This window comes from Rhodobacter capsulatus (assembly GCF_005144475.1).
GTDB lineage: Bacteria > Pseudomonadota > Alphaproteobacteria > Rhodobacterales > Rhodobacteraceae > Rhodobacter > Rhodobacter capsulatus_C.
Map to the genome: position 1 here is coordinate 1 of NZ_SWJZ01000147.1, position 21,942 is coordinate 21,942.

Genomic DNA, 21,942 nt, shown 5'->3' on the forward strand with positions numbered 1-21,942 from the left:
GCGCCACCAAGGAATCCCTCAAGGCCCTGCCGAATTTCACCTTCGGCTCCTGAGACAGACCAAAAGGCCCCCCGAAAGGGGGGCCTTTCCATGCGCCGCGTGTCTTGCGCGCCCTGCGAAACGGCCCGCAACCGGACCCCGGATGCGGGCCGTTTCGGGTCTTTCAGACCGCGGGCTCGGGCGTGGGGACCGGGTCTGCGGTCTGAACCCTGGCGGCTTCGGCATGGGCACGGGTAAAGGTCGCGCGCAGGTGGTCTTCGGCCGCGGGATCAAGATCGGTGCGCAGGATCTTGCCGCCGCTTTCGCCAAGCCGCGCGATCACCATGTCCGAAGCCGAGGCCCGCAGCAGCACGAAGAGCGCCGCCTTGCCGGGCGCGAGCGTCGCCGTGACCTCGCGCATGAAGCCGTCCTTGATGCCGAAATCCGTCATCGCCCCCGACAGCGCCCCCGCCGTCGCGCCCAACAACATGCCCGCGATCGGCTGCAGGAACAAGAGCCCGGCCAGAAGCCCCCAGAACGCCCCGCCACCGGCGCCAAGCGTCCAGAAATCGACCATCTGGTGCAGCCGGATCGTGCCCTTGGCATCCACCGTGGCCACGACCGCATCGGTCACCTCCAGCAGGTCTTCGCGCACCATGGCAAACAGGGCGCTGCGCGCGGCTTCGGCCTTTTCGACCGTGTCGTGACCGATGACGATGAGTTCCGACATTTCCACTCTCCTTGACGGGCCCGGCGCCGATCTGGCGAGGCGGGCGGTTGACAACATTTGTCGGGCACCGGCCGGGGGAACGATCGCCCGCGCGCGCGGATGAACCGCGATCGTGCGGAGGGCAGGGGGCCACGACGGGGAAGACATGCAACCGGAAGGGTAGCGCGGCGGCGAGTTCCGGCGCAGGGTCGGAAACTACTCAGTCCCGGGCTGACCCACGTTAAGAAGCCCCGGTGCGACACGGCTATCTTGGTGACACGCCTTGAGCCGGGGCCGTCCGGCCGGAAAGGGCAAGGTCATGTCACATGTCATATCACCCGCGGCCGAACGCTGCCCTGCGGCCGTTGCCGAGACCGAAGGCGCGCGGATCGCCCGTCTGACAGATCAGAACCTGATCCTGCGCACCCTGCTGGCCCGCCAGATCGCCGCGGCAGAGGGCATGGCCGCGGTCCTGCGCAGCCTGGATCTGCCGATCCTGATCCTCGGGCACGATCTGCGGTTGCGCGATTTTACCAGGGCGGCGATGCCGGTCTGGGACATCGGCCCGGCCGATCTGGGGCGGCGCGCCGCGCTGCCCGGGCCGCGCGCCCGCGGGCCCGCGGTTCCCCGCGCCGAGCTGGCGGCGGTGTGCCGCTCGGGCCAGCCTCGGACAAGGCTGGCCGCGGGTCGGGATGGGGCGCTTTGGCGGTGCAACCTGCAACCGCATCTGGGGCATGACGGTCTGGCGTCGGGGGTGATCGTGCTGCTCTTGCCGCAGGGCCCGACCGAGGACGGCGCCGAGGGGCTGTCGGGGCTGACACCGCGGCAACGGCAAGTGATGGAGCTTGTTCTGGCGGGTCACCCCAGCAAGAACATCGCTGTGGATCTGGGCATCAGCCAGCGGACGGTCGAGAACCACCGCGCCGCGGTGATGCGGCAGACGGGGGCCACCTCCCTGCCCGCGCTGGCCCGGATCGCGCTTGGCTCGGCGCGCAGCACGGATTGCCGTTGCGTCTCTGCGCCGGAGGGGTGAGCGCAGGGCCAGAGCCCCGATCGCGCGCCCCGATCGCGCGCCCCGAACGGCCCGCGCGGGGCGGCAAGGCACCGATCAGATTTCCTTGCTGCCGATGCCCAGATCGAAGATCCGCAAGCCGGACGGGGGAACGCCCCGCGTTTGCCATGCCTTGCGCGCGAAGGTCTGGCAGACATCCGCGCGGCCCGCCGCCCAATGTCCCATCATCGTCAGCCGCGAGAAATCATAGTCTTTCGAATGGCTTTCGAAGACCTCGGCGCGGTGGATCAGATGCACGAGCGTCACGTTCCCCTGCGGGCCGGACTGGCGCAGGACCATCAGGTCGGGGTCGTCCGCCATCTGCTCGGGCAGCTTCAGCGCCAATCGGTCGGCCGCGGCGCGGATCGCATGCAGCTGCGAAAAGCGATCCGTGGTCAGACGGGTCCGGCTTGAAAACCGGATGTCCTTTTCGCGCTCGGCCACCTCGGAAAGATCCTCCGGCAGCGCCCCGCGCGCGGGAAACAGATCGACCTGAAAGATGCACAGCGCCGCCGCCCCGGCATTTTCGAGCACATATTGCAACGGCGTGTTCGACACGAGCCCGCCGTCCCAATAATGCCGCCCGTCGATCTCGATCGCGGGAAAGCCGGGCGGCAGCGCCCCGCTGGCCATCACGTGATCCGGTCCGATCCGGTCGCGGGCGCTGTCGAACCAGGCGAAATTGCCGGTCTCGACATCGACCGCGGCGATGCTCAGCCGCGGGCCGCGCTCGGCCAGATAGTCGAAATCGATCAGATCGCAAAGCGTCGCGCGCAGGGGGGCGGTGTCGTAATAGCTGATGCCGCGCGGCCTGCCCGTGACCCCGATCCCGGCGAAGGGAAACCGCGGCCGGAAGAACCCCGGCACGCCCTGAAACAGCACCATCGCCGAGGCCATTTCGGAAAACAGGTTGCGCGACTTCGCCGAAAAGATCAAAGGCCGCCCGGTCAGCTGGCTGCTGACGGTTTCCCAGAACGCCGCAAGCCGGGGCACCCGCAAGGGGCCGGGGTTGCCGCAGATGATCGCCGCATTGATCGCGCCGATCGACATGCCCGCCACCCAGGCCGGACATTGCCCGGCCTTCTGCAGTTCCTCGAAAGCCCCCGCCTGATAGGCCCCGAGAGCCCCGCCGCCCTGCAGCACCAGCACCGGCATCTCGTCCGGCGGAGCGGTCATCGGTCGCCTCTCCGCCGCGCCGCCACGATCATTCGCCGACCCCCTTCGGCTCGATGATCCGCGCCAGCCGCGCGCGCGCCTCGGCAATCGCCGCGCCAAGGCTGTCGCTGGCCTTGCTGGCGCTGTCCAGAAGCGCGGAATGGGCATTCTTCACGCCATCGGCGGCCTTGTCCTCGGCCAGCCGGCCGGCGGCCTCGAGCCGGGCAATCGCCTGCTTGATCTCGGTTTGCACCTTGTCCGCCTGCCCGGTCGCAAGGGCCTTCATCCGCGTCCCCAGCGCGTTCACATCGGCCTGAATGGCTTCCACATCGGCCCAGGTCGCCTGATCCGCCCGCCCGATGCTGGCGCTGATCTTGTGTTGCAGCGCCTGGGCTTCCTGACGCGTCTGTTCCAGCACGGTTTGCGATTTGCTCATGGGACACCTTTGCAGGTTGAAGGGACAGCCGGACGTTAACGTGCAGCCGCCCGGGGCAGCAGAGTCGGAAACTACTCAGGCGCAGCGCGACTGGGTAGTTTCCGACGCTGGGCCGCGGCGCCGACCGGTGGCACTGTGAGGCGACGGCTGATTTGCAGGAAGGGGCGGGTCCATGACCATCGAAGAACCGAAATTCACCCTCGCTCTGAAGGAGGGCGCGTTCGAATTGCGCGACTACCCGCCGATGGTGGTGGCCGAGGTCACGGTGCCGGGCAGCCAGCAGGCCGCCGGACGCAGGGGCTTTCGCCGGCTTGCGGGGTATATCTTCGGCGCCAACACCCGGCGCGAGAAGATCGCGATGACCGCCCCGGTCACGCAGACGGCGGGGGCGGGCGATTGGCTGGTGCGGTTCACCATGCCGGGCCGCCTCGCGCTCGCCGATCTGCCGCAACCCGACGCGGCCGACGTGACACTTCGCGCCATGCCTGCCGCGCGTCTTGCCGTGTGGCGCTTTTCCGGGCTCACCGGAGAGGCGAAGGTGGCCGCCGAGACGGCACGGCTGATGTCCAGCCTGAAAACCCGCGGGCTGGTGCCGACCGGCCCCGCCTCGATCGCGCGCTATGACCCGCCGTGGATCCCGTGGTTCCTGCGCCGCAACGAGGTGATGTGTCCGGTGGCCGTTCGTGGCTGATCCTGTCGCGCCGCATCCCGAGCGGCATCTGGTGTCGCGCATCGGCTGGCTGCGGGCGGCGGTGCTGGGCGCCAATGACGGGATCGTCTCCACCGCCAGCCTGATCGTCGGCGTGGCGGCCGCGGCGCCCGACAAGGGCGCGGTGATGATTGCGGGCATGGCTGGGCTGATGGCGGGCGCCATGTCGATGGCGGCGGGCGAATATGTCTCGGTCAGCTCGCAGGCCGATGCGGAAGCGGCGGCGATCGCCACTGAGGCGGCGGAACTGCGGGCCGATCCCGGGGGAGAGCGCGCCGAGTTGCAGCGACTCTATCAGGGCCGGGGCCTCGCTCCGGATCTGGCGGCCGAAGTGGCCCGGGCCATGATGGCCGAGGACGCCCTTGCCGCGCATACCCGCGACGAGCTGGGCATCACGGCGGCAATGACGGCACGACCGATTCAGGCCGGGCTGGTCTCGGCGATCACCTTTGCGTCGGGGGCGGCTTTTCCCCTGATGATCGCGGCCGTCGTGCCCGCATCGCAGATCCTGATCGCTGTCGCTGCGGCGACGCTTCTGGCGCTGGTTGCGCTTGGCGCGACGGGCGCGCGGTTCGGAGGCGCCCCGATGGGGCGCGGTGCGGCGCGGGTGACCTTTTGGGGCGCGCTTGCGATGCTGGCGACGGCTCTGGTCGGGCGGCTTTTCGGCACGGTCGTCTGAACCTGCGACGACGAACCCGGTGCGGCGGCGACGGTCTGATTGCGGCGCCACGATCATCGCGATTGAGCCGCCTCGCCCGCGCAGCTATGAACGATCCGAAACGGGTCGCATCGGAACGGAACATGGAAGTCGTCGCAGACAGAATCGGCAAGGCCGCCATCATGGCCGCCATCAGCAGCCGCGAAGAGGAAGACCTGATCAAGGCGCAGATCCTGGCCCATCCGACCTGGAAGGTGGGGATCACCTATGTCACCGGGCGGCGGTCGGAAATCGAGAAGGGCTTCGTCAAGTCGATCGTCGCCTGTGCGCTCAATGGCGGGGTGATTCACAACCGCCCGGGCGCGGTGCACGGGGTGATCCACGCCGGGCTGGAATGCCTGCAGGGCGTCTCGGCGACGGTGGTGGCCGAATCGAACCTCAAGCTCAAGGTGGCGCTGGTGTCGGACGGGCACTGGGTCGCCGTCGCCGCGCATGGCGAATCGGCCTTTCACCCGACGACGAACCACGAACGCATCGGCTTCGGGGTGATGCATATCTAGCTTTCCTCGGCTGCATGGCGGTGGCGGTCCGGCCCGCAACCGCCCTGCAATCGCCTGTCGCCGTTGACGAAAACGCGAGCGGCAAGCCGCGGGCCAATCTGTGCGCGCAGCTGTTGCAAAGCCCCCGGCATTTTTCACAAGCGTTTGTTTTTGCGGTGAATAAGTGCAAATATGCGGCGGAATGCCGCACCCTCTTGCGCCGTGAAAACGACTTCTGGACAAGCCGGAGCGACAGGCGTAACGATGCTGCCATGCTTCGGATCACAACCCATCACAAGGACGTGAGGCGAAGCTGCCCGAAAGGGCCGTGATCCCGTGATGAGCCGTGCCGCCCCTGTGGGGCCGAGGTCCGGCTGACGAACCCAAAGCGCCGCGTGAGCAAGTGACATCGGTGTGGCGCATGTCTGACGGTTTCCCCGACCGAATGTAATCTCTGCATTGGCCGTGGAACGCCTGGCGTTCACGAAGCGCCGCGCTGCCGTCAGTTGCGCGGGACGAAACCCATGAAATACGCGTTGCGCAGGCCGCTGGACTGGTTCAGCGACATGGCTCTGTGGCCGCAATCAAGCGCCTGGTCGATCGGATCGGCTTTCCTGACCGGGGCGCTTCTTGAAATCTCCACCCATCCCAAACCCGGTCTGGTGACGCCGCGCTCGAACGGCGCGCACCGGGACATGAACCTGCAGACCTTCATGGTCTCCTCGGCGGTGATCGCGCCCTGTCTTTACCAATGCGCGGAAGCGGGACTGGACCATTCCGGCCCGGCCCGGACGCTTCTGCCCCGGGTGCGCGAGATCGGATCGCTTTACGAAACCCGGCTTCTGGCCGCGACGCGCGGCGTCAACACCCAGCGCGGGCTGCTGTTTTCGGCGGGCGTGCTGTCGGCGGCGGCGGGGCTGGTCAACCGCAAGGACGCCCTGACCGAGGCGGCGCTGTTCGACACCGCCGCGGCGATGGTCGCCGGGATCTGCGACCGCGAATTGCGCGCCGGACTGGACCGCGAGGCCGAAACCGCGGGCGAGAAACTGTTCCGCCAATACGGTGTCCTTGGCATCCGCGGCGAGGCCGAGGCGGGCTATCCCACGGTGCGCCATCATGGCCTGCCCGCCCTGCGCGCGGCCCGCGCCAGCGGTGCGACGCTGGCCACCAGCCTCACCCACACGCTGATCGCGCTGATGGCCGAGACCGAGGACACCACCGTGCTGTGGCGCGGCGGTCCCGCGGCGCTGAGCTTCATGCGCAGCGAAGCCCGCGCGATCCTGGCCCTGGGCGGCGCGCTGACCGGCACCGGGCTGGCGGCGATCCACGCGCTCGATGCGCGGTTCATCGCACGACACATCAGCCCCGGCGGCGCGGCCGATCTTCTGGCCGTCACCCTTGGCGTCGATGCGCTTTCGGGGGGCGAGCTGCCCCCGATCTTCCCCGCGGAGGCCCAGCCCTTCGCCCCCTGCAACCCCTGAGGCACCCATGAACATCATCACCTATGCCGCCTTCAGTTACCTGATCACCGCCGCAATCTCGTTTGGCGTGATCGGCGTGATCGTCGGCATCTCGAAACTCCTCTCCTCTCCCAACGCATCCTGAGGCGCTCAAATGCTTGAGACCCTGTTCAATATCTTTCCCGGTATCGGGACACTCTTCATCCAGGATCCGGTGATTTCCTTCGCCCGTCTGGCGTTCATCGGGCTGGGCTTCCTGCTCGCCTATCTGGGCTTCAAGCGCACGCTGGAACCGCTGATCATGGTGCCGATGGGCCTTGGCATGATGGCGGTCAACGCCGGTGTGATGATCCTTGAAGGCGGCCAGGTCGGCACGCTGGTGATCGCGCCGATGGTGTCCGAGACGAATGCGCTCATGGACATCATGCAGATCAACTTCCTGCAGCCGATCTACAACTTCACCTTCGTCAACTCGCTGGTGGCCTGCATGCTCTTCATGGGCATCGGCACGATGGCGGATATTTCCTTCATCCTTGCGCGGCCTTGGGCCTCGATCGCGGTGGCGGTCTGCGCGGAACTGGGCACCTTCGTGACGCTGGTGATCGGTTATTACTGCGGCCTGACGCCCGGTGAAGCCGCGGCGGTGGGCACGATCGGCGGCGCCGATGGCCCGATGGTTCTGTTCGGCTCGCTGATGATGGCGAAGAACCTCTTCGTGCCGATCTCGATCATCGCTTACCTCTATCTGTCGCTGACCTATGCCGGTTACCCCTATCTGGTGCGCTGGCTGATCAAGCCCGAGCACCGCGCCATCGAAGTCGACTACGATTTCCCCGATGTCACGCCGCAAGCGAAGTTCATCTTCACCGTGGTTGCCGCCGGTCTGCTGTGCCTGCTGCTGCCCGTCGCCACGCCGCTGATCCTGTCGTTCTTCCTCGGCGTCGCGATCAAGGAAGCGGAAATCGAGCCCTACCAGAAGTTCCTTGAAAACACCGTCACCTATGCCTCGACCCTGCTTCTGGGTCTCGTGCTGGGGACGCTGTGCGAAGCCGGAACCCTGCTTGATCCGCAAGTGGCGCTTCTGCTCGTGCTTGGCATCACCGCGCTCTTCTTCTCGGCGCTGGGCGGCATCGGCGGCGGCTATCTGATCTGGAAGATCTCGAACGGCAATTACAACCCCGTCATCGGTATCGCCGGCGTCTCCTGCATGCCTTCGACCGCGAAGATCGCCCAGAAGGAAGCCTTCGAAGTCAACCCCCACGCGATGATCATGCCGCTCGCCATGGGCGCCTCGATCTGCGGGGTCATCGTCTCGGCCATCGCCGTCGGTGTCTTCGCCTCGACCATCGGTCTGGTCCACTGACCGACCGTCCCTGACCCGCTCACAGGAGCAAACCCATGACCGCGCACCATCCCGATCTTCTCCCGAACCTCCCGACGCTTGCACTTCCCTTCCGGCGTCGGACCGGGATCGGTTGCGCGGTCCACCACCGGCCTGTTCTCTCCTCGACGAACACCTTCCTGGCCGGTCTGGCGCGGAGGGGCGCGCCCACGGGCACCATCGTTCTGGCCGATCATCAGACGGCCGGACGGGGCAAATACGACCGACCCTGGGTTTCGCGTCCCGGGGAAAGCCTGCTCGCCTCGGTGCTTCTGCGTCCCTCCCGCCCTCTGGCCGACCTGGCGCAGGTGACGCTTGTCATCGCCGTCGCCGCGGCCGAGGCGATCACCCGCACCACGGGTCTGGCGCCGCAAATCAAATGGCCGAACGACCTGATGGTCGGGGGCCGCAAGCTTTCGGGCATCCTGTGTGAACTCGTGCTCACCCCCGAAGGCGATCTGGATCACATCATCGCGGGCATCGGCATCAATATCGCCCAGAGCCGCACGGATTTCCCGCCGGAGCTGCAAGCCATCGCCACCTCGATCAGCGCCGAAACCGGCCGCAAGGTCGACCGCTTCGATCTGTTCGCGGCGCTGGTCGAACGGCTCGACCACCGGCTTTCCGAATGGGAACGCCTCGGCTTCGAGCCCGCCCGGCATGCCTGGTCGGTGCGCTCCTGCACGCTCGGCCAGCCCGTCACCCTCTCCGCCCCGCAAGCCCCCCGTCAGGGCATCGCCGAGGCGCTTGGCCCGGATGGCGCGCTCTGTCTGCGCACCGCCGACGGCACCCTTCACAGCGTCATCTTCGGCGAGATCCCCCTCGCCCAGACGCAGGCAACCCTTTGAAAACCCTCTGAAGGAGGAAGACGAAAGCAAATGACGCAGCAAGACAAGCGCAACAACTGGCGCAAGCGGGCGGAAGACACCGCCGCGCGCAAGGAGGCGGCAGCGCCCCTCTATGTCAAGGGCAAGGAAGTGCTCGCCAAGGATACGGTGGCGCTTCTGGAAGCGGTGATCCGCCCCTTCGACATCATCAACATCGAAGGCAACAACCAGAAACAGGCCGACTTCCTGGCCGAATGCCTGAACAAGGTTGACCGCGCCAAGATCCACGATCTGCACATGGTGCAATCGGCCGTGCCGCTGCCCGCGCATCTGGATCTCTTTGAAAACGGCATCGCGAAGAAACTCGACTTCGCCTTTGGCGGGCCGCAGGCCGGTCGGGTGGCGAAATTCATCGCCAATGGCAAGATCGAGCTGGGCGCGATCCACACCTATCTGGAACTCTTCGGCCGCTACTTCCTTGATCTGACGCCGCGGGTGTCGCTCGTGTGCGCCTACAAGGCCGACCGCAAGGGCAACCTGTATACCGGCTTCAACACCGAAGACACCCCCGCCATCGTCGAGGCGACGAAGTTCCGCGAAGGCATCGTCATCGCGCAGGTCAATGAAATCGTTGACGAACTGCCGCGCGTCGATATTCCGGGCGACTGGGTGGATGCGGTGATCCAATCGCCGAAACCCTTTTTCATCGAGCCTCTGTTCACGCGCGATCCGGCGCTGGTGACCGACAGCCAGATCCTGCTGGCGATGATGTGCCTCAAGGGGATCTATGCCGAATATGGCGTGACCTCGATGAACCACGGCATCGGCTTCCTGACCTCGGCGATCGAGCTGATCCTGCCGACCTACGGGCTGGAACTGGGGCTCAAGGGCAAATGCTGCACGCATATGATCCTGAACCCGCACCCCACGATGATCCCGGCAATCGAGGAGGGTTGGGTCGATACGATCCACTGCTTCGGCGGTGAATTGGGGATGGAAGATTACGTCGCCTCGCGTCCCGACGTGTTCTTTGTCGGGCCGGATGGCTCGCTGCGCTCGAACCGGGCCTTTGCGCAGACGGCGGGGCATTACGCCATCGACATGTTCATCGGCGGCACGCTGCAGATCGACAAATACGGCAACTCCTCGACCGCGACGGCGGGGCGGGTGGCCGGTTTCGGCGGCGCGCCGAACATGGGCTGCGACGCCAAGGGACGGCGCCACCCGACCGACGCCTGGCTGAAATGCGGGCAGGAACTGCCCTCGCTCGACCGCGAGATCGGCAATCTGCCGCGCGGCAAACGCCTTGTGGTCCAAGGGGTTGAAACCTTCGGCGAGGGCCGTGCCCCGGTCTTTGTCGATGAACTCGACGCCTGGAAACTGGCGCGCGATGCCGATCTGCCGATCCCGCCGGTGATGATCTATGGCGACGACCTGACCCATATCGTGACCGAGGAAGGCATCGCCTACCTGAACCGCTGCAAGGACATGGAGGCCCGGATGGCCGCCATCCGCGCCGTCGCGGGCTTCACCGACATCGGCCTTGCCGCGAAACCCGACGAAACCCGCGCCCTGCGCGAGGCGGGGATCGTCAAGACCGCCTCGGATCTGGGGATCAACCCCGCCCGCGCCAACCGCGACCTGCTGGCCGCGAAAAGCATGCGCGATCTCGTGACCTGGTCCGGCGGCCTCTACAACCCGCCCGCCCGTTTCCGCAACTGGTAAAGACAGGCAAAATCATGGCCTTGCACACTCTCACCCTGGATCTGGCGGCCGCCGAGCCGAAGACGAGGATCCAAGCCCGCCTGCATGTGGGCGTCACCGGATCCAGCGATCTGGAAATCATGATGCATCCCGAAGCGCTTTCGGGCCGCGTCGCGGTGACCGTGGTCACCCCCGTCACCGGCTTTGACGCGCTCTGGACCCGCGTCTTGCAGAAATTCCTCGACGATTCAGGGCTTTGCGACGCCCGCATCGAGATCAACGACAACAACGCCACCCCCGCCGTCGTGCTGTTGCGCCTGCAACAGGCGCTGGCGGCGGCCTGAGGCGGAGAGACGAGATGACCCACTGGACAGACCTGCAACCCCGCAGCTTCCTTGAAGCCTCGGCCCGCGACCGTGCCATCGGATTGGTGGACGAGGGCAGCTTCACCGAACTCGCCGGCCCCTTCGACCGGGTGACCAGCCCGCACCTTGCCCTGCTCGGCGATGCCGTGGCCTTCGACGACGGCATCGTCACCGGCGTCGGCAAGATCGGCCGCACCCCCGTTTTCGTGATCTCGCAGGAAGGCCGCTTCATCGGCGGTTCCGTCGGCGAGATCGGCGGCGCGAAGATGGTCAACACGATCAAGCTGGCGATCGACTTCCACGACGATCTTGTCGCGCAATTCGACGACCTCGACGAAGAGGAAAAGCCCCTCGTGGTGATTTCCTTCGAGACCGGCGGCGTGCGGCTGCATGAAGCCAACGCCGGGCTGCTGGCCCATGCCGAGGTGATGGACCAGCTGCAGAAAGCCCGCGGCAAGGTGCCGGTGATCGCGCTGATCGGCTCCAAGGTCGGCGCCTTTGGCGGCATGGGCTTTGTCGCCGCCGCCACCGACGTGATCATCATGTCGGAATTCGGCCGCCTTGGCCTCACGGGCCCCGAGGTGATCGAGCAGGAAATGGGCAAGGAGGAATTCGACGCCTCTGACCGTGCGCTTGTCTACCGCACCACCGGCGGGCGGCACAAATTCATCATGGGCGATGCGAATTTCCTGGTCGAAAACACCGTCGCGGCCTTCCGCGATCAGGTCTCGGCGCTGGCCGGGCTCTCGATCGAGGCCTTCGAGGAAATGCGCCGCATCGGTTCGTCCGCCAAGGTCAAGGCGCAGCTGCGCGCCGTGGCGCTGGCGGCCGAGATGCAACCCGGGGATGCGACCGATGTCTGGACGCGGGCGGGCAACACTGACGCCCATGCGCTGATCGACCTGCCCCTGCCCGAGTTTCTGGCCACTGTGCGCCGTCTCGCCGTCTGATCCGAAAAGGAGTGAAATCATGGACATGCAGGAAAGCATGATGGGGCGGGGCCGCGACGCGATCGAGATGATCGTCGATGCGGGCAGCTTCGCCGAAGGGGTCGTGGGGGCGAAAAGCTTCGACGATCCGGACTTCGGGCCGGGCGCGGTCGTCGGCACCGCGACGCTGCAGGGCACGGTCTGCACGATCATCGCCTCGGACGGCGGCGCGATGAACGAGAAATTCCCGGTGGTTTACGCCGGGATCATCGGGCTGGAGGAGGGCTACAAGATGGCCGAGGCGGTCTATGCCTCGATCCTCGAGGATGCCGAACAGCCGCTGGCGGAAAAACGGCCGCTGGTGCTGATCGTCGACACCCCCGGCAACGGCCCGGGCAAGGTCGAGGAAATCTTCGGCATGAACAAATCGACCGCCGCCTATCAGCTGGCGCTGGCCGAGGCGCGGCTGAAGGGCCATCCGATCGTCGCCATGGTGATCGGCCGGGCGATCTCGGGGGCGTTCCTGTGCCACGGGTTGCAGGCCGATGCGATCCTGTCGCTCGATGCGCAATTCGGCACGATGATCCATGTGATGCCGCTGACCTCGGTCTCGCGGATCATCCGCAAGGATCTGGAAACGCTCGAGGTTCTGTCGAAACAAAGCGCCGTCTTCGCCGCCGGTCCGCGCTTCTTCCACTCGCTCGGCGGGGTCGAGGCACTGGTCGAGACGCTCGATGGCATGCGCCCCGCTATCGTCGCGCGGATCGCCGAGGTCCGGGCCGCGAAGCTGGAGGGACGGCAGGACGATCTTGGCCCCTGGGGCCGCGGCAAGCTGGGCGAAGCCCGGGGCGGCCGGATCGAGCGTCCCCGCGTCATCGAGATGATGACCCGCGATTTCGCCGCCGTGGCGGATCGCTACGCGCCGAGCCGCTGAGCCCCGAAAGACCGACGGCCAAAGGAAGACGAAGATGTCAGACGATCTCAAAGCCCTCGAAGACGCGCTGAGCCTGCAAGGCGCCGTGCCGACGCTGGCGGACATGCCGCGGCGCACGCTGGCGCAAAAGGGCATCGCGGGCCCCACCGCGGCGCATGTGATCGAGGAGGTCCACACCCCCTTCAATCTGGCCTATCTGACCTTCACCACCGGCTCTTCGGCCTTTCAGACCATCGTCGGCGTGACCCATGCCGAGCTGGAAAACCGCAACGCAGTCGCCCGGGAGATTTTCGGGCGGCTGCAGATCTCGGCTGGCGCGCGGATGCTTGTCACCTATCCGCCGCTGGTGAATGTGTTTTCAAAACAGGCGCTTGAGGCCTGCGGCCTGATCTGGTCGCATCTGGAACGCTCCAGCCGCGATGCGCTGTTGCTGGCCGCCTGCCGCGAGCAGCCGCGGCTGATCCTCGGCGAATCCTCGTTCCTGCGCGCGACGCTGGAACAGGCCTTGCGGCTGGGCCTGACGCCGCGGATGCCGCAGGGCTGCGTGCTTTTGTGCGCCGGAACGCCGCTTGATGCCGAACTTTTGCCGGTGGCCGAGGCCTTTGGCTATGCCGTGCACGATCTTTACGGCTGTCAGGAATTCGGCTGGCTGACGCTGGATGGCCGCCCGCTGCGCGACGACATTTCGCTGGTGCCCTCGCCGCTCGGCGATCCCTGGCGGGAACTGGTCGTCGGCGGGCTGCCGATGGGCGACAGTTTCATCGTTTCCGACGCCGGGCATGTCTGCGACCGCAAGGGGCGGATCATCACCTATCGCCGCGCCCGCACTTATCCCGAATACGAGGTGATCGTCACCCATACCCCCGCGACCTCCGCCGAGGTGATCGAAAAGACCGCCCGCACGATTTTGCGCATCAAGAGCCGCGTGGTGAAGGTGGCGCCGGATCTGGCGGTGGGCGCCAGGGCGACGCGGCTGGAACTGGTGCCCGCGCTTGGCCGGGCCGGGCAGAGCATCGTGATCGAAGGCCCGGAGGCGACGGTGCTTTTCGACACGCTTGTGACCGCGCAGCGCGAGATGGCGCAAAGCGCCAAGACCGACCCCGCCTGGATCAAGAGGCGCTGAGATGTTCCGCATCCGTCACAGCCTCGCCCATGTCTCGCCCGCCTCGCGCCCGGGCATCCTTGCCGCCGTGCTCGACGCGCTGCCCGAGCAGATGCGCGACCCCGGCACCCGCAAACTGGTGCGCGACGCGATGAGCAAGGCGCATATCCCCGGCATCGTCTGCCGCCCCACCGGCCCCTGCCCCGATGGCGGTGGCCAGCTTGGGTTTTCCTTCCCGTTCCGCCACGGCGCCGAACGGGTGCGGGCGGCGGTGCCGGTGCGGCGCGGCCAGGTCTCGGCCTTCTTCACCCCCTGGGAGGTGATGGACCGCGCCCTGATCCTCGGCCCGAACCTGCACCCCGCCCTGCCCGAGATCGCCCGCGCGGGCGCCCTGGCCGGGGTCGAGATCGGCCTGATCGGCTCGGCCGCGCTGCAGACGGTGACCGGCCTGCCCTATCTGCGCCCGGAGTCCGACCTTGACCTGGTGGTCCGCGCCGAGAGCCTGCGCGCGCTGGACCAGCTGGCGACGATGCTGGCCACCCTGGCGAAACGGCGCGGCCTGGCGGTCGATGTCGAAGTCGCCCTGCCCGGCGGCATCGGCGTCAAGCTTACGGAACTGCTTTCGGGCGCGCCCACGGTGCTGGGCAAGACCATCACCGGCGTCGAGCTGATCGAGCGCGCCCGCCTGATCCCCCTTTTCGCGGCCCCGCCCCCGGCGCGGCCCGACCCGCAACACCCAATCAAACAGCCCGAAAGGAAAAGGCAATGGATGTGAAAGTGAAGATGCCCTCGGTGATCGTCTCGATCGAGGTCGCGGTGGGCGCCACCGTCACCAAGGGGCAATGCGTCGCCGTCGTCGAGGCGATGAAGATGAAGAACGACACCCCCGCGCCGATCGACGGCACGGTGAAGTCGATCGCCGTGAACCCGGGCGACCGTCTGAAACCCGGTGCGGTGATCATGATCATCGAATAAGGACAGGCGGATGAGCGCCTGCACGGGGCAGGCGCTCTTCTCCGCCGATCAAGGAGGACAAGACATGTTGATTTACGGGGTCTCGCTGATGAGCGGCTGCCTGATCGCAGGCGTGATCATCGGCAAGCTGATCGGGCATATGGTCGGCATCGACGCCGATGTCGGCGGCGTCGGCATCGCGATGCTGCTGCTGGTCGTCATCTCGCGCTGGTTCATCGACCGCGACCGGATGTCGGAACTGGCGCAGGACGGCATCAAGTTCTGGTCGGCGATGTATATCCCGATCGTCGTCGCCATGGCCGCCAGCCAGAACGTCGTCGCCGCTTTCGATGCGGGCACCATGGCCTTCATCGCCGGTTTCCTGCCCGTCGTCGCGGGCTTTTTGCTGATCCGTCCGCTTTCGGCGCTCAGCGGGTCCTCGGAACCCGAAGACGCGGCCAAACCGGCCAAACGTTCTGCGCAAGGAGCGAAATGACATGCTCGACATCATCGTTGGAACGCTGGAAAAACAGCCGCTGATCACCGCTTTCGCCCTCGTCGGCGTGATCATGTGGATTTCCTATGCGATCGGCAAACTGGTCAACAACCGCATCCACGGCTCGGCCATCGCCATCGTCGCGGGGCTGGTGCTCGCTTATATCGGTGGCAAGATCACCGGCGGCACCAAGGGCATCTCGGACATCTCGCTCTTTGCCGGCTTCGGGCTGATGGGCGGCGCGATGCTGCGCGACTTCGCCATCGTTTCGACCGCCTTCGGCGTGAAACTGGAAGAGGTGAAGAAAGCCGGTCTGGCAGGCGGCATCGCGCTGGTGATCTCGGTGTTCATCTCCACCGCGGTCGGCGCGGCCGTGGCCTATGCCTTCGGCTATACGAGCGTGATCGACATGGCGACGATCGGCGGCGGCGCGACGACCTTCATCGTCGGTCCGGTGACCGGCGCGGCGCTGGGCGCCTCGTCCGAGGTGATCGCGCTTTCGGTGGCGGCGGGTGTGGTCAAATCCATCGCCGTGATGATCCTGACGCCGCTTCTGGCGAAACCCGCGGGGCTGACGACGCCTGCGGCCGCGGCGGTTTACGGTGGCCTGATGGGCACGACGAGCGGTGTCAGCGCGGGCCTTGCCGCGACCGACCCGAAACTGGTGCCCTACGGCGCGCTGACGGCGACCTTCTACACCGGCTTTGGCTGCCTGATGGTGCCCTCGGTTGGTTACATGACCCTCGCCGCTCTCTTCGGTTGATTTTCTTGGCGGAACGTCCAACCGAGTGACCAGAACCATGCAACCACAAGCGAAATGGGCCAATCCGATGCCGGTTTCAAGTGTCGTCCCCCGCCGCGCGCGGTTGCAAGGGGCCGCGGGCAGTGCCCTTCCTTCCCTGCCTGCGGCCGTCACTACCATCGAAATTTCCGACGTTTTTCAAAGCTTTGACGGGCAGGATGTGCTGCGCGGCCTGACCCTGACCCTGACCGAGCGGCGCATCGGCATCGTCGGCGCGAATGGGTCGGGCAAAAGCACTTTTGCGCGATTGCTGAACGGGTTGATGCTGCCGGACCGCGGCACCGTGCGTATCGACGGGCTCGACACCGCCCGCGATGCGAAGGCGGTGCGGCGCAAGGTCGGCTTCGTGTTTCAGAACCCCGACACCCAGATCGTGCTGCCCACGGTCGAGGAAGACATCGCCTTTGGACTCAAGGGCCATAAGTCCAGCGCCGCCGACCGTGCCGCGCTGGTGACCGCGACGCTGGACCGCTTCGGCCTTGGCGCCCTGCGCGGGGCGCAGGCGCATCGGCTGTCGGGCGGGCAGAAACAGCTTCTGGCGATTGCGGGCGTGCTGATCACCGGCCCCGATTGCATCGTCTTCGACGAGCCGACCACGCTTCTGGATCTGCGCAATGCCCGCCGGATCGGGCAGGTGATCGCCGATCTGGCGCAGACGGCGATCGTCGTCACCCATGACCTGCCGCTTCTGGCCGATTTCGAGCGTGTGCTGGTCTTCGATCAGGGCCGGATCGTCGCCGATGACAGCCCCGGCCCGGCCCTGCGCGCCTATGTGGAGCGGATGACATGAGCCCGTTGCACCGCTGCCCCCCCGGGCCGAAACTGCTGGTTCTGGCGCTGGCCGGGACCGGGCTGATGCTCGTCAGCCACCCTGCGGGGATGTTGGCGGCCTTGCTGCTGACGCTGCTTGGCTTCCGGCTGGCGGGCTTCGGGCTAGCGCAGATCCGGGCGCAGGTCCGGCCGCTTTTGGCGATGCTGGCGGTTCTGCTTCTGGCACAGGGCTGGCTTGCGGGCTGGGGCATGGCCGCGTTGATCGTGCTGCGCCTCGTGACGCTGATGCTTCTGGCTGCCCTTGTGACGCTGACCACCCGCACCGAAGATCTGATCGCGACGCTGGAACGGCTGCTGACCCCGCTCGCCCCGCTGGGCGTGAACCCGGCCAAGGTCGGCCTTGCGGTGGCGCTGGCGCTGCGGTTCCTGCCGGTGATCCGCGACGAGGCCGAACGCGTGCGCGAGGCGCAGGCGGCGCGCGGCCTTGGCACCCATCCGCTGGCGCTGATCCTGCCCCTGATCGTGCGCGTGCTGAAGGCCGCGGACGAGGTCGCCGAGGCGATCGAGGCGCGGTCGGGCCATGACGACGGCGCTGCCCTTTCTTGACACCCCCCTGCGAAGGACCCCCTGCGATGACTGCCATTTCCACCCGCGACATCGTCCTGATCGCGCTTTTCGCGGCGCTGACCGCGGCGCTTTCGGTGTTTCCGCCGATCACCCTGCCACTGATCGGCGTGCCGGTCACCGCGCAATCGATGGGGCCGATGCTGGCGGGGGCCGTGATCGGCGCGCGGCGCGGCGCGCTGGCGATGTGTCTTGTCGTGGCCCTTGTCGCGCTTGGCCTGCCGATCCTGTCGGGCGGGCGCGGCGGGCTGGGCGTCTTTGCCGGGCCGACGGTGGGCTTTCTGCTCGGCTGGATCCCGGCCGCCTATGTGACGGGCCTGTTGCATGAGCTGGGCTGGAAACGCCTGAGCGCGGTGCGCTCGTTCGTCTTTGCCGTGATCGGCGGCATCGTCGTGCTTTACGGCCTTGGCATTCCGGTGCTGGCGGTGCAGGCGGGGCTCTCGCTCAAGGCGGCCGCGCTGGGATCGGCGCCCTTCATCCCGGGCGATCTGGTCAAGGCCGGGCTCACCGCCGCGGTCGCCCTGTCGGTCAAGCGCGCCTGGCCGATCATCCGCGCCCGCGGCACCGCGGCGGCCTGAAGGCCCGACCCCGACCGACCCGCCGGGCCCGCCGCAAGGAGGGGCCCGGCCCTTGCGTGAAAGGACGACAGATGACCCCGCTCAAACGGTTCGGCATCGACGGTTACATGGTTCTGCTGCTGGCCATGGTGCTGGCGGGCGTGGTCCTGCCCGCGCAGGGGGCGCTGGCGGCGGGGCTGAAGCAGATCACCTGGGGGGCGGTGTGGCTGCTCTTCTTTCTTTACGGTGCGAAACTCGATCCGCGCACGGTGCGCGCCGAATTGCTGAACTGGCGCCTGCAGGGGCTGACCTTTGGCGCAACCTATCTGCTGTTTCCGCTGCTCGGGATCGGCTTTGCCGCCGTCTTCGCCCCGGTCCTGGGGCCGGAGGTGACGCTGGGACTGCTGTTCCTGTCGGTGCTGCCCTCGACCGTGCAATCCTCGATCGCCTTCACCGCGCTTTCGGGCGGCAATGTTCCGGGGGCAATCTGCGCCGCCTCGGTGTCGAACCTGATCGGCGTGGTGCTGACGCCGCTTCTGGTCACGATCCTGATGCATCGCGCCGGTGGCGGCACCGGCCTTGCCGCGGTGCTGGGCATCGGAACGCAGATCCTTTTGCCCTTTGCGCTGGGGCAGATCCTGCGGCCGCGGATCGGCGGCCTTGTCGCCCGGCACAAGCGCCTGACGATGGCCGTGGACCGCGGCTCGATCCTGCTGATCGTCTATGCGGCCTTCAGCGCGGGCACGATGGCGGGGCTTTGGCAGGCGATCCCGGCGCTGCGACTGATCTTGCTGGCCGGGGTGATTGCCCTGTTCCTGGCGCTTGGCATGGCGGCAATGGCGGCGGCGGGACGGGCTTGTCACCTGCCGCCCCCTGACCGCGCGGCGCTGTTCTATTGCGGCGCCACGAAAAGCATTGCCACCGGCCTGCCGATTGCCGCCGCCCTGTTTCCCGCCGATCAGGTCGGGGCGATCGTCCTGCCCGCGATGCTTTACCACATGAGCCAGTTGCTGGTCTGCGCGTTTCTGGCGCAAAGACGGCGCGGCTAGCCGCCCCGACCGAAACCGCCCCGACCGAGACCGCCCCGATCGAGGGCCACAAGGCGTCTTTCGGGGCGGCCCCCCGTGGCAATGGCGCCCTCAGCGCCCCGCCTGCCGTGCCTCGGGAACGCTCCAGGGCGGCATGAGGGTGGGCGCCCCGAAGTAATAGCCCTGCATGCAATCGACCCCCTGCCTTGCCAGCCAGGCGGCGTCTTCGGCGGTTTCCACCCCCTCTGCCACCGTGAACATTTCGAAATGCCCGGCAATCGACAAAAGCGCCTTGGTCAGAACCTGGCTGTCGGGGTTGTCGGCGATGCCGGAAATGAACTGGCCGGATATCTTCAGGATGTCGAAATAGAACTCGCGCAGATAGCGCAACGAGGTGTAGCCCGCCCCGAAATCGTCGATCGCGAAGCAGATGCCCTTCATGTGCATTTCGTGCATGAAAACCGAAACCAGTTCGGGCATCGTCATCGCCGAGGCCTCGGTGATTTCAAGGATCAGCCGCTCGCCCAAAGTGTCGTCGCGCGCGAGCCAGCGCGTGAGGATGCGTGTCCATTCGGGCCAGCCGATCGAGCGCGCCGACATGTTCACCGAAAGCCGCAGCTTCGGGTTCTCGGCGAGCGACATCAGCCCCATGTCCAGCGCCAGACAATCGAGCCTGCGGCCAAGTTCGGTGGTTTCCGCGGCACCGATGAAATCATGCGACGGAATCACCCGGCCCGCATCGTCCAGCACGCGAATGAGGCCTTCGTAAAACGCCGGATGCTCCGGCCGGGCGGTCTGCATGATCGGCTGGAAGGCGAGCAAGACATCATTCCGCTCGATCGCGCGGCGCACCATCGCAAGCGTTTCCCGGTCGCGGCTGGCCACCGCGAAGGCAAGCGGGTTCGCCTCGGACGGGTCGGGCAGGTCGCGCGGAAAATCGGGGTATTTCCTCATCTGCCACTCCTGACTGACAGGTTTCCGTAATGCGCGCGATAGTTGAACAATCTATTAAATTTCCAAGGTTTCGGAATTTCTGGTTAAGGACGGCCTTGTTGCAGACCTTCAACCGCAGGGATTTTCATCACGAATCCATGCGGTTAGATGGCGGACAGGAACAGGCGAAAGCCCGCCCGCCGCCGCACGGCCAACGGGTTTGCCGACAACACCGCCCTTCGCAATCGCGGTTCTTTGCGGATCTGGCGGGACAGGAAGATGGCCTGGCACGCGCCGCATGACGGCCGTCCCGGGGTGTCCGCCGGTGCTCTCGAATGCGACGATCCCGTTTGCCTGTCGCTCAAGCTGCCGTTCAGGCAAACCGCCGGGAGGGTCGTCAGTCTCCTCCGGCTGGCCGTTCTGGTTCCGAGCCGGCAACTGGGACGGACGCCCCGACGGAGCGTCAGCGGGCGCGTCGCGCAGATGCGGCTCGAGGAAGATCTTGCCGATCCGGGGATCGCGCGCCAGAAGCCACAGCGATCAGCCCGGCCATCGCGAGGGGGATCCATCCCGGTCGGGGTTGAACGGGGGGATCATCGGCCGACTTGGCACGAAACGGGACGGAGTTGCGCGTCGCGCCTCAGGCGGCCACATGGGCGAGCAGAAGACAGCTTTGGCTGTTGATCACCCCCGGAATTTCGCGGATCGCGCGCAGCACCCGGTCGAAATCGACCAGCGAGCCGGTGCGGATCTCCACCACCAGATCCCAGGCGCCGTTGGTGGCATGCACGGTGCTGACCCCGGGCAGCGCGGTCAGGCTGCGGATCACCTGCCGCGACAGCTTGCCCTGCAATTCCACCAGCGTGATCGCGCGCACCTCGCCCTCGACATCCACATCGGTCTCGATGGTGAAGCGCCGGATCCGGCCCTCGGCCAGCAGGCTGTCGAGCCGCAGCTTGGCCGTGGTGCGCGAGACCTGCGCGGCATGGGCCAGCTCGGTGATGCTCATCCGCGCATTCTGGCGCAGCGCGGCGATGATCCGCCGGTCGGTGGCGCTGAGATCGGTCATCTGGTCCAATTGTCCATTCGGCTGGTCATGATGACCAGATAAAATGCCAAGATGATCAGATTTGCCAGCGAAACCTGCAGCCGCGTTTGCGAACCTTGCCCCCTACAGGAGCAAAAAATGACGCGAAGCAGTATCATTCTCGGGGCGCCGATCCAGAGCGGCACCCGCCAGCCGGGCTGTGTGATGGGGCCGGCCAGCCTGCGCACGGCGGGGCTGATCACCAGCCTCGAGGCGCTGGGATGGCGGATCGAGGATCAGGGCGATCTGTCGATCGGGCCGCAGGCGGCGCTGGCCCATGCCAATCCGGCGGTGCATCATCTGGCCGAAACCCGCGCCTGGATCGCGCTTCTGGCCGCGCGCGCCGAGGCGGCCGCGGCGCAAAGCGACCTGCCGGTGTTTCTGGGCGGCGATCATGCGATGTCGGCGGGCACCATGGCGGGGGTTGCGGCCCATGCCGCGCGGCTGGGCCGTCCGTTGTTCGTGCTCTGGCTGGACGCGCATCCCGATCTGCATTCGCTCGACACCACCGAAAGCGGCAATCTGCATGGCACGCCCGTCGCCTATGCCTGCGGCCTTGGCGATTTTGCCGCCTATCCGCCGCTGGCCCATGCGATCGACCCGGCGCGGCTGTGCATGATGGGTATCCGCTCGGTCGATCCGGCCGAGCATCGCCGCATCCTCGAACACGGGATCGAGGTGCATGACATGCGTGCCATCGACGAGACCGGCGTCGTCGCGCCGCTGCGGGCCTTCATCGAGCGGGTGCGGGC

General features: G+C 66.8%; 27 protein-coding genes and 1 pseudogene. 23 read left to right on the plus strand and 5 right to left on the minus strand.

Going from position 1 to position 21,942, the window contains the following annotated elements; all coding sequences use genetic code 11:
* Positions 1–163: 163 nt before the first annotated feature.
* Positions 164–709, minus strand: coding sequence for a DUF1269 domain-containing protein (locus FBT96_RS19825; protein ID WP_136909714.1), 546 nt, complete (start codon positions 707–709; stop codon positions 164–166).
* A gap of 298 nt (positions 710–1,007) precedes the next feature.
* On the opposite strand from FBT96_RS19825, the gene FBT96_RS19830 reads away from it, so the two are divergent.
* Positions 1,008–1,721, plus strand: coding sequence for a LuxR C-terminal-related transcriptional regulator (locus tag FBT96_RS19830; protein WP_136909716.1), 714 nt, complete (start codon positions 1,008–1,010; stop codon positions 1,719–1,721).
* 75 nt (positions 1,722–1,796) lie between these two features.
* Here FBT96_RS19830 and FBT96_RS19835 read toward each other — a convergent pair whose 3' ends face one another.
* A complete protein-coding gene (locus FBT96_RS19835) occupies positions 1,797–2,915 on the minus strand; it encodes a patatin-like phospholipase family protein (RefSeq protein WP_136909718.1) in 1,119 nt (372 codons plus the stop codon).
* Positions 2,916–2,943: 28 nt separating this feature from the next.
* Positions 2,944–3,330 carry a hypothetical protein gene (locus FBT96_RS19840; protein ID WP_136909720.1) on the minus strand — a complete coding sequence of 129 codons (387 nt, stop codon included), beginning with the start codon at positions 3,328–3,330 and terminating at the stop codon, positions 2,944–2,946.
* 172 nt (positions 3,331–3,502) lie between these two features.
* Here FBT96_RS19840 and FBT96_RS19845 point away from each other — a divergent pair, with 172 nt between their 5' ends.
* The 20 genes from FBT96_RS19845 to FBT96_RS19940 all read left to right on the plus strand — a co-directional run bounded on the left by FBT96_RS19845 (position 3,503) and on the right by FBT96_RS19940 (position 19,191).
* Complete coding sequence (locus FBT96_RS19845) at positions 3,503–4,021, plus strand: SOUL family heme-binding protein (protein ID WP_136909722.1); 519 nt, start codon at positions 3,503–3,505, stop codon at positions 4,019–4,021.
* Complete coding sequence (locus FBT96_RS19850) at positions 4,014–4,718, plus strand: VIT1/CCC1 transporter family protein (protein ID WP_136909724.1); 705 nt, start codon at positions 4,014–4,016, stop codon at positions 4,716–4,718. Before FBT96_RS19845 ends, FBT96_RS19850 begins: the two co-directional genes overlap by 8 nt.
* Positions 4,719–4,840: 122 nt before the next feature.
* Positions 4,841–5,257 (plus strand): HutP family protein, encoded by a 417-nt coding sequence (locus tag FBT96_RS19855; protein ID WP_136909726.1) that lies wholly within the window; start codon positions 4,841–4,843, stop codon positions 5,255–5,257.
* 14 nt (positions 5,258–5,271) lie between these two features.
* The gene (locus FBT96_RS19860; protein WP_136909728.1) at positions 5,272–5,568 is read left to right on the plus strand and encodes a hypothetical protein; all 297 of its coding nucleotides are present in this window, start codon (positions 5,272–5,274) and stop codon (positions 5,566–5,568) included.
* Between the two features lie 192 nt (positions 5,569–5,760).
* Positions 5,761–6,717, plus strand: a complete 957-nt coding sequence (gene mdcB / locus FBT96_RS19865) for a triphosphoribosyl-dephospho-CoA synthase MdcB (protein ID WP_136909730.1) — start codon at positions 5,761–5,763, stop codon at positions 6,715–6,717.
* A gap of 133 nt (positions 6,718–6,850) precedes the next feature.
* Positions 6,851–8,059, plus strand: a complete 1,209-nt coding sequence (gene madB / locus FBT96_RS19870) for a Na+-transporting malonate decarboxylase, carboxybiotin decarboxylase subunit (protein ID WP_136909732.1) — start codon at positions 6,851–6,853, stop codon at positions 8,057–8,059.
* Between the two features lie 35 nt (positions 8,060–8,094).
* Positions 8,095–8,925 (plus strand): biotin--[acetyl-CoA-carboxylase] ligase, encoded by an 831-nt coding sequence (locus FBT96_RS19875; RefSeq protein WP_136909734.1) that lies wholly within the window; start codon positions 8,095–8,097, stop codon positions 8,923–8,925.
* A gap of 30 nt (positions 8,926–8,955) precedes the next feature.
* Positions 8,956–10,629, plus strand: a complete 1,674-nt coding sequence (mdcA, locus tag FBT96_RS19880; RefSeq protein WP_136909736.1) for a malonate decarboxylase subunit alpha — start codon at positions 8,956–8,958, stop codon at positions 10,627–10,629.
* Positions 10,630–10,643: 14 nt separating this feature from the next.
* The gene (mdcC, locus tag FBT96_RS19885) at positions 10,644–10,952 is read left to right on the plus strand and encodes a malonate decarboxylase acyl carrier protein (RefSeq protein WP_136909738.1); all 309 of its coding nucleotides are present in this window, start codon (positions 10,644–10,646) and stop codon (positions 10,950–10,952) included.
* A 14-nt stretch (positions 10,953–10,966) separates the two neighbouring features.
* The gene (locus FBT96_RS19890; RefSeq protein WP_136909740.1) at positions 10,967–11,923 is read left to right on the plus strand and encodes a biotin-independent malonate decarboxylase subunit beta; all 957 of its coding nucleotides are present in this window, start codon (positions 10,967–10,969) and stop codon (positions 11,921–11,923) included.
* A 19-nt stretch (positions 11,924–11,942) separates the two neighbouring features.
* Entirely contained in the window at positions 11,943–12,836 is an 894-nt protein-coding gene (gene mdcE / locus FBT96_RS19895) for a biotin-independent malonate decarboxylase subunit gamma (RefSeq protein WP_136909742.1), read from the plus strand.
* 34 nt (positions 12,837–12,870) lie between these two features.
* Entirely contained in the window at positions 12,871–13,959 is a 1,089-nt protein-coding gene (locus tag FBT96_RS19900; RefSeq protein ID WP_136909744.1) for an AMP-binding protein, read from the plus strand.
* A gap of 1 nt (position 13,960) precedes the next feature.
* Positions 13,961–14,713: a malonate decarboxylase holo-[acyl-carrier-protein] synthase gene (mdcG, locus tag FBT96_RS19905; RefSeq protein ID WP_136909746.1), complete on the plus strand. Its 753-nt coding sequence runs from the start codon at positions 13,961–13,963 to the stop codon at positions 14,711–14,713.
* Positions 14,704–14,913, plus strand: coding sequence for a biotin/lipoyl-containing protein (locus FBT96_RS19910; RefSeq protein WP_013069348.1), 210 nt, complete (start codon positions 14,704–14,706; stop codon positions 14,911–14,913). Before mdcG ends, FBT96_RS19910 begins: the two co-directional genes overlap by 10 nt.
* Positions 14,914–14,977: 64 nt before the next feature.
* Complete coding sequence (gene madL, locus FBT96_RS19915) at positions 14,978–15,388, plus strand: malonate transporter subunit MadL (protein WP_136909748.1); 411 nt, start codon at positions 14,978–14,980, stop codon at positions 15,386–15,388.
* Between the two features lies 1 nt (position 15,389).
* Positions 15,390–16,151 carry a malonate transporter subunit MadM gene (gene madM, locus FBT96_RS19920; protein ID WP_136909750.1) on the plus strand — a complete coding sequence of 254 codons (762 nt, stop codon included), beginning with the start codon at positions 15,390–15,392 and terminating at the stop codon, positions 16,149–16,151.
* A 67-nt stretch (positions 16,152–16,218) separates the two neighbouring features.
* Positions 16,219–16,980: an energy-coupling factor ABC transporter ATP-binding protein gene (locus FBT96_RS19925; protein WP_249306587.1), complete on the plus strand. Its 762-nt coding sequence runs from the start codon at positions 16,219–16,221 to the stop codon at positions 16,978–16,980.
* On the plus strand, positions 16,977–17,567 hold the full coding sequence (locus FBT96_RS19930) for an energy-coupling factor transporter transmembrane component T family protein (protein ID WP_136909752.1): 591 nt from the start codon (positions 16,977–16,979) through the stop codon (positions 17,565–17,567). The genes FBT96_RS19925 and FBT96_RS19930 overlap by 4 nt, the downstream gene beginning before the upstream one ends.
* A 26-nt stretch (positions 17,568–17,593) precedes the next feature.
* The gene (locus tag FBT96_RS19935) at positions 17,594–18,163 is read left to right on the plus strand and encodes a biotin transporter BioY (protein WP_136909754.1); all 570 of its coding nucleotides are present in this window, start codon (positions 17,594–17,596) and stop codon (positions 18,161–18,163) included.
* A gap of 71 nt (positions 18,164–18,234) precedes the next feature.
* Positions 18,235–19,191 carry a bile acid:sodium symporter family protein gene (locus tag FBT96_RS19940; protein WP_136909756.1) on the plus strand — a complete coding sequence of 319 codons (957 nt, stop codon included), beginning with the start codon at positions 18,235–18,237 and terminating at the stop codon, positions 19,189–19,191.
* 90 nt (positions 19,192–19,281) lie between these two features.
* Here the strand turns inward: FBT96_RS19940 and FBT96_RS19945 are convergent, their stop codons facing one another.
* Positions 19,282–20,124: an EAL domain-containing protein gene (locus FBT96_RS19945; RefSeq protein WP_136909758.1), complete on the minus strand. Its 843-nt coding sequence runs from the start codon at positions 20,122–20,124 to the stop codon at positions 19,282–19,284.
* Between the two features lie 147 nt (positions 20,125–20,271).
* Between FBT96_RS19945 and FBT96_RS21685 the strand changes: the two are divergent.
* A pseudogene (locus tag FBT96_RS21685) lies at positions 20,272–20,526 on the plus strand (transposase); the annotation flags it as partial.
* A 217-nt stretch (positions 20,527–20,743) separates the two neighbouring features.
* Here FBT96_RS21685 and FBT96_RS19950 read toward each other — a convergent pair.
* Positions 20,744–21,172 (minus strand): Lrp/AsnC family transcriptional regulator, encoded by a 429-nt coding sequence (locus tag FBT96_RS19950; RefSeq protein WP_074555503.1) that lies wholly within the window; start codon positions 21,170–21,172, stop codon positions 20,744–20,746.
* 117 nt (positions 21,173–21,289) lie between these two features.
* On the opposite strand from FBT96_RS19950, the gene FBT96_RS19955 reads away from it, so the two are divergent.
* On the plus strand, positions 21,290–21,942 hold a 653-nt coding region (locus FBT96_RS19955), incomplete at its 3' end, for an arginase family protein (RefSeq protein ID WP_136909760.1).